The sequence below is a fragment of the Arthrobacter sp. CP30 genome (assembly GCF_053470025.1).
Map to the genome: position 1 here is coordinate 50,856 of NZ_JBQEMM010000008.1, position 11,855 is coordinate 62,710.

General features: G+C 69.7%; 8 protein-coding genes. 7 read left to right on the forward strand and 1 reads right to left on the reverse strand.

The window, feature by feature from the left end:
* Nucleotides 1-52 precede the first annotated feature (52 nt).
* The 7 genes from ACTIMO_RS11695 (at nt 53) to holA (ending at nt 11,198) form a co-directional block, all read left to right on the forward strand.
* Entirely contained in the window at nt 53-799 is a 747-nt protein-coding gene (locus ACTIMO_RS11695) for an MIP/aquaporin family protein (RefSeq protein ID WP_055771264.1), read from the forward strand.
* A 66-nt stretch (nt 800-865) separates the two neighbouring features.
* Nucleotides 866-2,383, forward strand: coding sequence for a glycerol kinase GlpK (glpK, locus tag ACTIMO_RS11700; protein WP_055771261.1), 1,518 nt, complete (start codon nt 866-868; stop codon nt 2,381-2,383).
* A gap of 395 nt (nt 2,384-2,778) precedes the next feature.
* Complete coding sequence (gene leuS / locus ACTIMO_RS11705; protein ID WP_422389811.1) at nt 2,779-5,277, forward strand: leucine--tRNA ligase; 2,499 nt, start codon at nt 2,779-2,781, stop codon at nt 5,275-5,277.
* 73 nt (nt 5,278-5,350) lie between these two features.
* A complete protein-coding gene (locus ACTIMO_RS11710; protein ID WP_448182515.1) occupies nt 5,351-6,196 on the forward strand; it encodes a DegV family protein in 846 nt (281 codons plus the stop codon).
* Between the two features lie 375 nt (nt 6,197-6,571).
* Nucleotides 6,572-7,429 carry a helix-hairpin-helix domain-containing protein gene (locus tag ACTIMO_RS11715; RefSeq protein ID WP_448182516.1) on the forward strand — a complete coding sequence of 286 codons (858 nt, stop codon included), beginning with the start codon at nt 6,572-6,574 and terminating at the stop codon, nt 7,427-7,429.
* The gene (locus ACTIMO_RS11720) at nt 7,426-10,026 is read left to right on the forward strand and encodes a ComEC/Rec2 family competence protein (protein WP_448182517.1); all 2,601 of its coding nucleotides are present in this window, start codon (nt 7,426-7,428) and stop codon (nt 10,024-10,026) included. The genes ACTIMO_RS11715 and ACTIMO_RS11720 overlap by 4 nt, the downstream gene beginning before the upstream one ends.
* Before the next feature lie 158 nt (nt 10,027-10,184).
* A complete protein-coding gene (gene holA, locus ACTIMO_RS11725; protein WP_055771249.1) occupies nt 10,185-11,198 on the forward strand; it encodes a DNA polymerase III subunit delta in 1,014 nt (337 codons plus the stop codon).
* 221 nt (nt 11,199-11,419) lie between these two features.
* Here holA and rpsT read toward each other — a convergent pair whose 3' ends face one another.
* Complete coding sequence (gene rpsT, locus ACTIMO_RS11730) at nt 11,420-11,680, reverse strand: 30S ribosomal protein S20 (RefSeq protein WP_055771245.1); 261 nt, start codon at nt 11,678-11,680, stop codon at nt 11,420-11,422.
* Between the last annotated feature and the right edge of the window lie 175 nt (nt 11,681-11,855).

The window sequence follows — 11,855 nt, forward strand, 5'->3', positions numbered from 1 at the left end:
GCCGTCGAGGCGGCGGCACCCGCCAATAAATGAATAGATAGAGGAGTCAAAGATGTCTCTGGAAGTATTTGTTGCCGAAACCTTCGGCACGATGCTGCTGTTGTTGCTCGGTACGGGTGTCGTCGCGAACGTGGCGCTGGCCAAGACCAAGGGTAATAACGGCGGCTTTCTCATGGTCAACTTCGGCTGGGGCCTCGCGGTCTTCGCCGGTGTCTATGTCAGCGCCCTGTCGGGAGCACACCTCAACTTCGCGGTGACGATGGGCCTGCTGTTCAACGGCGACGCGGCCGAGTACGCGCCCGGCGTGGACAAGACCTTCGCCACCACCCTGGCCTACCTCGCCGCCCAGATGATCGGTTCGATCCTCGGCGCGGTGCTCTGCTGGCTCGCCTACAAGCAGCACTTCGACGACGAGCCGGACCCCGCCAACAAGCTCGGCGTCTTCGCCACCGGCCCGGCCATCCGCAACTACGGCTGGAACCTGGTCACCGAGATCATCGCCACCTTCGTGCTGGTCCTGGTCATCCTCTCCTTCGGCAACACGCCGTCGGGACTGGGCCCGCTGGCCGTCGCCCTCCTCGTGGTCGGCATCGGCGCTTCGCTCGGTGGCCCCACCGGATACGCCATCAACCCGAACCGTGACCTCGGGCCCCGTATCGCGCACGCCTTCCTGCCGATCAAGGGCAAGGGCGGCAGCGACTGGGGCTACGCCTGGGTGCCCATCGTCGGCCCGATCATCGGCGGCGCACTCGCGGGTATCGTCATCCAGTTCATCTCGTTCCCCGTCCCTGCCGCCTAGGCCCCGACGCCAGCACCGCAGTCGTCACCGACCGCCACCACCTGTCATCCAATGAAGGAGTAGGACATGTCGCAGCAGTACGTCATCGCCATCGACCAGGGCACAACTTCCAGCAGGGCCATCGTCTTCGACCACAAGGGCGACATCGTGTCCTCGGGTCAGAAGGAACACGAGCAGATCTTCCCGAAGGCCGGGTGGGTCGAGCACGATCCCGCCGAGATCTGGGACAACACCCGCGAGGTCATCGGTACAGCGCTCTCGAAGGCGAACCTGACCCGCCACGACATCGCCGCGGTGGGCATCACGAACCAGCGCGAGACCGCCGTCGTCTGGGACAGGACCACCGGCAAGGCCGTCTACAACGCGATCGTCTGGCAGGACACCCGCACCCAGAACATCGTCGACGAACTCGCGAAGGACGGGGGCGTGGAGCGGTACAAGTCGAAGGTCGGGCTTCCGCTGGCCACCTATTTCTCGGGGACCAAGATCAAGTGGATCCTCGACAACGTCGACGGCGCGCGTGCCAAGGCCGAGGCCGGTGACCTCATCTTCGGCAACACCGATTCGTGGGTCACGTGGAACCTGACGGGCGGGGTGGACGGCGGAGTCCACATCACCGACGTCACCAACGCGTCGCGCACGCTGTTCATGGACCTCGAGACACTGTCGTGGGACGAGTCGATCCTCGCCGACTTCGGTGTGCCCCTGTCGATGATGCCCGAGATCAAATCCTCCTCCGAGGTCTACGGCTCGGTCCACACCTCGCAGCTGCTCCGCGAGACCCCCGTGGCCGGCATCCTCGGTGACCAGCAGGCGGCGACCTTCGGTCAGGCGGCATTCGCCAAGGGCGGCGCGAAGAACACCTACGGCACCGGCAACTTCATGATCGTCAACACCGGTGAGGAGATCGTCCACTCCAAGAACGGTCTGCTCACCACGGTCTGCTACCGGCTCGGTGACGCGAAGCCCGTCTACGCGCTCGAGGGATCGATCGCCGTCACGGGTTCGCTCATCCAGTGGCTCCGCGACAACCTCGGCATCATCAAGAGCGCACCCGAGGTCGAGCAGCTCGCCACGACGGTCGACGACAACGGCGGCGTGTACATCGTCCCCGCGTTCTCCGGCCTGTTCGCGCCGTACTGGCGCTCGGATGCGCGCGGTGCGATCGTCGGCCTGACCAGGTTCGTCAACAAGGGCCACATCGCGCGCGCCGCTCTCGAGGCGACGGCGTTCCAGACCCGCGAGGTACTGGACGCCGCGAACGCCGACTCCGGCGTCAACATGGAGGACCTCAGGGTCGACGGCGGCATGGTCGCCAACGACGCCCTGATGCAGTTCCAGGCGGACATCCTCGGTATCCCCGTGATCCGTCCGAAGGTCACGGAGACCACCGCTCTCGGTGCCGCCTACGCCGCGGGCCTCGCCGTCGGATTCTGGAAGGACACCGACGAGCTGGCCACCAACTGGGCCGAGGACAAGCGCTGGAACCCGTCCATGGACGACGCCGAGCGTGATCGCCAGCTGCGCCTCTGGAAGAAGGCCGTCACCAAGACCTTCGACTGGGTCGACGAGGACGTCAGCTAGCACGGGCGCCCTTCCGGGGCTCCTGGCACCACTCGACAGCGCCCGGTCCGTCATTCGACGGGCCGGGCGCTGCCAGGCGGCCCCTGGGCCGGGCGCTGCCGCGCTCGTGCGGATCGGGTGCCGTCGTGGCTGCCGCCACCGCTGCGCACACTGCTAAACTGGCCGCATGTCCCGGAACCTCCTGCTTACCTAGCCGCACGGTATCGACCGTGCGGCGGCCCCTCCTGCGTGAGGGGCTTTTGTGTGTCCGGCGCAGGGTGCGTCGGATTCCCGGTTCCGCAGCGCAGGACGAAGGGGCAGGAGCAGCATCACCCCGCGCGTCCCGCCGCCTTCCACCAGGGTCCCTTGGGTCCCACCAGGTTCCACCAGGTTCCACCGACAGAACAGGTCACACAGTGAGCACCAATCCCGAGGTCGCCCAGCCGGACGAGAACACCTACGACATCGCCGCCATCGAGGCGCGCTGGCCGGCGGTCTGGGACGAGCTCCGGGCCTTCGCCCCGGCGGACGACGGCTCGCGGGAGCGACGGTACGTGCTCGACATGTTCCCCTACCCCTCCGGAGACCTGCACATGGGCCATGCGGAGGCCTTTGCCATGGGTGACGTCGCCGCGCGCTTCTACCGGCAGAAGGGCTACGACGTCCTGCACCCGATCGGCTGGGACTCCTTCGGGTTGCCCGCCGAGAACGCCGCCATCAAGCGCAACGCGCACCCGGCCGAGTGGACCTACGCCAACATCGAGACACAGGCCCACTCGTTCAAGCGCTACGCGATCAGCGCCGACTGGGAGCGCCGCCTGCACACCTCGGATCCCGAGTACTACCGATGGACGCAGTGGCTGTTCGTCCGGTTCTTCCAGAAGGGCCTCGCCTACCGCCGCAACTCGCCGGTCAACTGGTGCCCGAAGGACCAGACCGTCCTCGCCAACGAGCAGGTCATCAACGGTGCGTGCGACCGTTGCGGCACCATGGTCACCAAGAAGAACCTGAACCAGTGGTACTTCAAGATCACCGATTACGCCGACCGCCTGCTGGACGACATGGAGCAGCTGAAGGGCCACTGGCCCGAGCGGGTGCTGGCCATGCAGCGCAACTGGATCGGCCGGTCGGAGGGCGCGCACGTGCGGTTCCGCATCGAGGCCGATGCCGACCAGGCGGCGTCGGACGTGGCCGTGTTCACGACACGCCCCGACACCCTGTACGGGGCGACGTTCTTCGTCGTCGCCGCGGACGCCGACCTGGCGCTGGACCTGGTCACGCCCGCGCAGCGTGCCGAGCTGGAGGCGTACCGCGAACAGGTCAAGAAACTGTCCGAGATCGAGCGCCAGGCCACCGAGCGTGAGAAGACGGGGGTATTCACCGGCCGCTACGCCGTGAACCCCCTGACCGGGGAGAAACTGCCGGTCTGGGCCGCGGACTACGTGCTGGCCGACTACGGCACGGGCGCCATCATGGCAGTGCCCGCGCACGACCAGCGTGACCTCGACTTCGCCCGCGCCTTCGACCTGCCCGTGCGCACCGTCGTGGACACCGGCGCGGAGGATGCCGCCGTGACCGGTGTCGCCACCACCGGCGAGGGCACGCTGGTCAACTCCGGCGAGCTGACCGGCCTGGACAAACCCACCGCCATCCGCCGTGCCGTCGAACTGATCGAAGAGCAGGGGACGGGCGAGCACACCATCAACTACCGGCTCCGCGACTGGCTGCTGTCCCGCCAGCGGTTCTGGGGTACACCCATCCCGATCATCCACTGCCCGTCCTGTGGCGAGGTGCCCGTACCGGACGACCAGCTTCCCGTGACACTGCCCGAGGGGTTGCGCGGCGAGTCGCTCGCGCCGAAGGGTACCTCGCCCCTGGCCGCCGTCGAGGACTGGGTGAACGTCCCCTGCCCGTCCTGCGGCGGCGCTGCGAAGCGCGACACCGACACCATGGACACCTTCGTCGACTCGTCCTGGTACTACCTGCGCTTCGTGAACCCGGACCTGGAGACGGCACCGTTCGACACGGACGCCGTCAACCGCTGGCTGCCGGTCGGCCAGTACGTCGGCGGCGTGGAGCACGCCATCCTGCACCTGCTCTACAGCAGGTTCTTCACCAAGGTGCTGTTCGACCTCGGCATGGTCGGCTTCACCGAGCCCTTCAGCGCACTCCTGAACCAGGGGCAGGTGCTCAACGGCGGCAAGGCGATGAGCAAGTCGCTCGGCAACGGCGTGGACCTGGGGGAGCAGCTCGACCGCTACGGCGTCGACGCGGTGCGCCTCACCATGGTGTTCGCGTCGCCGCCCGAGGACGACGTCGACTGGGCGGATGTCTCGCCGTCGGGCTCCGCGAAGTTCCTGGCCCGTGCCTGGCGCCTGGGGAACGACGTGACGAGTGCAGTCGGGTCCGACCCGGCGACAGGCGACCGCGCACTGCGGTCGGTGACGCACCGGACGGTCTCCGACGCCGCCGAGCTGATGGAGGCCAACAAGTTCAACGTGGTCATCGCCAAGCTCATGGAGCTGGTCAACGCGACGCGGAAGGCGATCGACTCCGGCGCCGGCGGTGCCGATCCCGCCGTCCGGGAGGCCACCGAGGCGGTCGCGATCCTGCTCAGCCTGTTCGCGCCCTATACGGCCGAGGACCTCTGGAACCGGCTGGGCCACGAGGCCACGGTGGCGACGGCCGGCTGGCCGGCGGTGGACCCCGCGCTCCTCACGCAGGAGACCGTCGTCGCCGTCGTGCAGGTGCAGGGCAAGGTCCGTGACCGCCTGACGGTGTCGCCCGACATCGCCGAGGAGGAGCTGCGGGAGCTCGCCCTGGCGAGCGAGCAGGTGCAGCGGGTCCTGGACGGCCGGGGCATCCGCACGGTGATCGTGCGGGCGCCGAAGCTGGTCAACATCGTCCCGGCCTGATGCGTCCCGGCCTGATGCGTCCCGCTCCAGGTGCCGCACGCGCGATCGGGAGACGACGGTGCGGATAGCTGTCGTGACCGATTCGGCGGCCGGCTTCGCTCCCGGGTGGAGCGCGGCCGGCGGTCTCGCCGACGGCATCCGGGTGGTGCCCATGCCGGTGCTCGTCGGCCACGACATCCTGACGGGTGAACACGACGACGTCACCGCACCCCTGATGGTCGCCCTCGCCGCCGGTGCGGACGTGAGGACCTCGCGGCCCTCGCCCGGTCAGTTCGACCGCGTCTACGGCTCCCTCGCGGAGGAGGGGTACGACGGCGTCGTCTCCGTGCACCTCTCGGGCCAGCTCTCCGGCACCGTCGAGGCGGCGAGGATGGCGTCCTCGCGATCCGTCCTGCCCGTCGAGGTGATCGACACGAGGACGGCCGGGATGGCCCAGGGCCGGGCTGCCCTCGCCGCGCTGGCGGCGCTGCAGAGGGGTGGGGACCTGCAGGCCGCCGCTGCCGCCGCCGCGATGGCTGCCCGGGCCTCGGCCCTCTATTTCTACGTCCCGAGCCTGGAGCAGCTGCGCCGCGGGGGGCGTATCCCGGCGGCGGCCGGCTGGCTCGGCACGCTGCTCTCGGTCCGGGTGATCCTGCACGTCCAGGGTGGACGGCTCGTACCCCTGGAACGCCTCAGGTCCGCACCGAAGGCCCTGCAGCGGCTCGAGGAAGTCGTCCTCGCGGACGCCGCTGCGCGGGTCGGTGCGGTGGACCTCACGGTGCACCACTTCGGCAACGAGGCCGAGGCCGTTGCGCTGGCAGGACGGATCGAGTCCGCCAGTGGGGGAAAGGTCACCACCGCCCCCTGCCCGTCGGTGCTCGCGGCCCATGCCGGTCTCGGTGTCGTCGCCGTCACCGTGAGCCCGTCCGTCCGGCTGTGAGCCCGTCCGTCCGGTATCGAGCGCATCCGTCCGGTACCCGGTCCGTCGATCCGATCCTTACGGTCCGGTTCGTGTGCCGCACTCCTGGCCGCGTTGTCCACATAGCACCATCACGCCACGAAGGCCACGCCGGCTCCTCCTAGCGTTACCTGCATGGGACAGCACCGATGGCCGACGACCGGCGACGCAGACATCCCGGCGGTCATGCAGGACTCCCGGAGATTACAGCGCCTCCGTCTGCGCGGTGACAGTGGCGACGGATCGGGTGATCCTTTCGACCCATCCGACGCATTTGAGCCATCCGCCCCATCCGCCCCATCCGCCCCATCCGCCCCATCCGCCCCGGGCGGCCGGCGATCCTGGTCGCGTCCCGCCGTGTCCCAGCAGAACGAGGTCAAGTGGCCGTCGGAGGAGGAGGACAGCGCGGTAGGACGTCGTCCGGCCATCACCCGGGGTCTGCAGTGGCATGTCGCCCGATCGGCGGCACTGGTCTTCCTCGGGATCGCGCTGGCGGTCGGCGCGGCCCTGTTCCTCGTCCGCAGCTCCGAACCGTCGGCTGCGGCGATGTCGATCGAGCTCGATGGCCCGGACGATGCCGTCGGGACCGAACGCAACGACCCCGACGCACTGGACGACGCCGACCATCCGGACCGCGCCGCTGCCGACGGGGCAACGGTGCCCTCCGCGGCATCGGCCCTGCCACCCCCTGGCCGGGCCGGCGAGGGGCAGGACGAGGTGACCCGCACGCTCTGGGTCTATGTCACCGGTGCTGTCGCAGGACCGGGAGTCGTGGAGATCGATGCCGATGCGCGTCTGGCCGATGTCCTCGAAGCAGCCGGTGGTGCGCTGCCGGAGGCAGACCTCGAACGGGTGAACCTGGCGGCGCGGCCCACCGACGGGCAGCATCTTCACCTCCTGGCCGTCGGGGAGGAAGCACCGGTGGTCCCCGGGGGGCCGCAGAACCCGACGCCGCCGGGCACGCCGGCCGAGGCAGGCGGCGGGGACCGCCCGGCCGGTGCCGACCTCCCGACCGGGACCGGTCCCATCGACATCAATGCTGCGACACTCACCGAGATCGAGACACTTCCGCGCGTGGGTCCGGTGCTCGGCCAACGGATCCTGGACTGGCGGACGGAGCACGGTCCCTTCCTGCAGGCCTCCGACATCGATGCGGTACCGGGCATCGGGCCGGCCCTGCTCGAGGGGATCCTGCCGCTCATCGTGGTGCAGTGACCAGGCGGGCGGCGGCCGCAGCCGAGCCCCTGGCCGCCCGCGGGACCGGTCCGTCGCGATGGACGGCCGACCTGCGTCTCCTCCCGTCAGCTGTGGCCGCCTGGGCGGCAGCGGCCGTTGCGAGCGGAGGAACCGCAGCGGCCTCGACGGCCGGGGGGCTGGGCACTGCGACACTCGCCCTGGTCCTCGTGGTCTTCGTCGTCCTCCGTCGGCGGTCGGCCCGGCGATGGTCCGCCGGGCTCGCCCACGGACTGGTGCCCGTCGCGACGATCGCCCTCATCCTGCTGGCCACGGGTGGGAGCCTCGCTCGTGCAGAGGCCGGTCCAGTGTCGGACGCCGTGGACAGCGGCTCTCCGATCACGGTCGTGCTGCGTGTCACGGGGGAGCCGTCCGCTCTACCGCCGGGCGCCTTCGGGGACGGTGAGCGGTTCCTCGTCGACGCCGACGTCGTCGGTGGGGTCCTGCGGGGGGTCGGCTTCACCGCGGCCACGCCCGTCGTGGTGCTGGGCGGAGCACCGTGGTCGCAGGTCGGAACAGGTGACATCGTGCGGGTGCTCGGCTTACTGCAGCCGAGCACCCGGCAGGGCCGGGCGACCGCGATGTTCCTCCCGTCGAGCCGGCCGACCATCGAGCATGCCACCGGTTGGCTCGGCGCCACGGACACGCTCCGGACGGATTTCCGCACCGCAGCGGAGCAGGACGGGCGCGATCGTGGTCTCCTCCCAGGGATGGTCCTCGGCGACAGGACGGCGCTGGACCCTGCCCTGGAGGCGGACATGAAGATCACCGGACTGACGCATCTGACGGCGGTCAGCGGGGCGAACTGTTCCTACGTCCTGGCCTTCACGTTCATCGGGCTCAGGGCTGCGAGGACACCCCGCGCGGTGGCGGCGGCGGGTGCGGTCATGGCACTTGCAGCCTTCGTCCTCCTGGTGCGGCCGGAGCCCAGCGTGCTCAGGGCCGCCGTGATGGGTTCCATCGGCGTGGCTGCGGTCCTGTCCGGCCGGGGGAGGGTCTCCCTGACACTGCTGATGCTGTCGATCATCATCCTGCTCGCCGTCGATCCCTGGCTGTCGGTGTCCTTCGCGTTCATGCTGTCGGTCGCCGCGACCCTCGGACTCGTCAGTGCTGGTCCGTCGGTGGTCGAGTCGATGTGCCGCGTCATGCCCCGCCTCCCCGCTCAGCTTCTGGCGATCCCGCTGACGGCCCAGCTGTTCTGCACGCCGATCCTCGTCCTGCTCCAGCCGTCGCTGCCGGTGTACTCGCTGCCGGCGAACGTCGCCGCCTCGCCAGTCGTGCCGGCGGTCACGCTCCTCGGGATGGTGTCGGTCCTCGCTCTGGCGGGCGCCCCGGTGCTCGCGCAACCGCTCGTCGCCTCGGCGCAGGTCGGGACACGGTGGGTCGGTGCCGTGGCGGACACGTTCGCCGACCTGCCGGGCACCTCCGTGCCGTGGGCCACCGGTCCGGTCGGCGTCGTCCTCGCCGCACTGGCCTCGGCCGCGGTGCTGTCGTTGCTGGTCAGGAGGCCGGCGAGTTCGACGGCACGGTTCACGGCCCGATCCCGGCTCCTCGACGGGCGACCGCTGCAGTGGGTGCGGGGGGCCCGCGACGCGGGAGGAGGGAGCCCGGCCGCTCCCGCGATCTCGCACCCGGGTGCAGCGGCCGACAGCCCTGAGTCCCCTCCACGGTCGCGCTCGCACAAGGAGGCCGCAGGCGTGTCCCACCCACACCGACGCCGCAGCGGTCGATGTTGGACGGCGGTTGCCGCCTGCGTCGTCCTGGCCGTGGTGGGGGGCTTCATGGTCATCCACGTCCGGCAGCCCTCTGCGCCCTCCGACTGGCTGCTCGCCGCCTGCGATGTCGGACAGGGCGACGGTCTGGTCGTCCGGACGAGACCCGGGCACGCCCTCGTGGTCGACACCGGGCCGGACGCCGCCGCCATGGACCGGTGCCTCGACAGGCTGGGGGTGGACGTCGTCGATGCCCTCGTCATCACCCACCTCCATGACGACCACTACGGCGGCACCGCCGGAGCGCTTCGCGGCAGGACCGTTGGGGCTCTCTACTACTCGACCGGCGAGGAAAGCCTCCCGCGGGAGGTGGCGGACGCGGTCTCCGCAGCCGGGGTTCGGCCGACAGAGCTCGACGGCGGCACGACGATGGAGCTCGATGGCGTCACGGTGGACGTCCTCTGGCCCGAGGGACCCGTCAGCGGCGGCGAGGAGAACAACGCGAGTGCAGTTCTCGACCTCCTCGTCGACACCCCTCACCGGCCGGTGCGGATCCTCCTCACGGGCGATCAGGAGGAGGACATGGCAGCCCGCATGCTCGGTGCCACGCCGGCTCTCCGCCCGAGGGTGGACGTCCTGAAGATCGCCCACCACGGGGCGAGGAACGGCGGGACCGTCCTGATCGACGGGCTCGACCCGCGGCTGGCCGTCATCTCCGTCGGAGCGGACAACGACTACGGGCACCCGCACCCCGTGATCGTCGATGCCCTCGATGCCGCCGGCGTCCCGACGGCCCGGACCGATGAACTCGGCTCCTTCCTCATCCGTATCGACGGGAGCCGTCTCGAGGTGAGGCCGATCGGCTGACCGGAGGATCCCGCCGTCGAGCGGGGGACAAGCGCCACGCGGTGACCACGGAGGCGCACAACGGACGGGACCAGGATCAGGAGACCGGACGACGGCTTGGAGGCGCGGCACCATCGTGCAACAGTAGGTACCGATCTTTTCGAGAGGAACTGCCCTTCATGGCAACAAGAACACCGGTGAGCCGCGCGGGCAGCGCCGCGCAGGCCCCGACCCCCTGGCGTGATGTCCGGCCTGCCGCTGTGGTGCTGCTGGCCGGGCCGGAGGACTACCTCGCATCGAAGGCGGCGGAGTCGATCCGCCACCAGGTCAGGATCGCCCAGCCGGGTGCGGAGCTCGTGCGGTTCGACGCCGGAACCTATGAGGCCGGAATGCTCACGATGCATGCGAGCCCCTCGCTGTTCGGCGACTGGAAGATCATCGAGGCGGCCGGCCTCGCGCAGATGAACGACGCCTTCCTGGTCGACGCCCTGGCGTATCTGACGGATCCGGCGCCCGATGTCGTGCTGGTACTGCGGCACACGGGAGGGAACCGGGGCAAGAAGCTCCTCGACGCCGTCCGCGCCGCGCAGGCCACGATCGTGGACTGTCAGCCCCTCAAGAAGGACGGCGAGAAGGCCGAGTTCGTCACAGCCGAGTTCAAGCGGGCCAAGCGCCGCATCGACCCGGACGCCGTCCGCGCGCTCGTCGCGGCGGTGGGCTCCCAGCTGCCGGAACTGGCGGCGGCCTGTCAGCAGCTGATGGCCGATACCGCTGTGGATGTCACTGCCGAACTCGTCGAGAAGTACTACGGCGGCCGTGTCGAGGCGACGGGTTTCAAGGTCGCCGATGCAGCGCTCGCAGGCCGGACGGCCCAGGCCCTGTCCATGCTCCGCCATGCCCTGGCCACCGGCGCGGACCCGGTGCCGATCGTCGCGGCCCTGGCCATGAAGGTCCGGGCCGTTGCGAAGGTCCACGGAGTGCGCGGGTCCTCCGCCCAGCTCGCCCGGGACCTCGGCATGGCGCCGTGGCAGGTGGACCAGGCCCGGAGGGAGGCTCAGCGCTTCAGCTCCGACGCCCTCGCACGTGCCATCAGGGCCCTGGCAGAAGCGGATGCGCAGGTCAAGGGCGAGTCCCGCGACCCGGTGTACGCCGTCGAGCGCGCCGTGACCGTCATCGCGCTCGGCGACGGCTGAGGGACGGATCGGCGGCGTCCCGCCCGGGAGGGCGACTCGCCGACCCCACGTGGCGGTCGAGCGGCCTCGCGCCACGACTTATCGGTGGTCGTCGCGTGCTCCCGGCCCCTCCGGGATGAGGGCCGGGTGAGGGATGCAGGTCTCCCGCAGTCCGACTGCAGCCCGGACGACGAAGGGCCGGCTCCGTGGGGAGCCGGCCCTTCGTCACTGAGGTCCGCAGCTTAGAGCGCGTTGACCTTCTTGGAGATCGCGGACTTGCGGTTCGCTGCGTTGTTCCTGTGCAGGACACCCTTGCTGACAGCCTTGTCGAGCTTGCGGCTGGCGGCCTGGAGGGCCGTTGCGGCAGCATCCTTGTCAGCACCTTCGACGGCCGTGTTCACGGCGCGGATGGCGGTCTTCAGCTCGGACTTGACCGAGTTGTTGCGCTGCCTCGCCTTCTCGTTGGTGAGGATGCGCTTCTTTTGGGACTTGATATTTGCCACGTATGAGAACTTTCTTTGTATTGCGGACTGGGTCGTGAGGGTATTTCGGCCAACCGGAGACTGAGCGGCGTGGGGATACCGTGCGGTGATCGGCCAAAGTGCCCGAAGACCTGCGCGGACACACAGCTGTCAAGGTTACCAGAAACGCACCGCGCAGAGGACCTGCCAGGCAGGG

What these genes read in the sequence shown, in the direction of transcription:
- glpK (WP_055771261.1), top strand. Translation starts at nt 866, where the DNA reads ATGTCGCAGCAGTACGTCATCGCCATCGACCAGGGCACAACTTCCAGC.
- ACTIMO_RS11695 (WP_055771264.1), top strand. Translation starts at nt 53, where the DNA reads ATGTCTCTGGAAGTATTTGTTGCCGAAACCTTCGGCACGATGCTGCTG.
- holA (WP_055771249.1), top strand. Translation starts at nt 10,185, where the DNA reads ATGGCAACAAGAACACCGGTGAGCCGCGCGGGCAGCGCCGCGCAGGCC.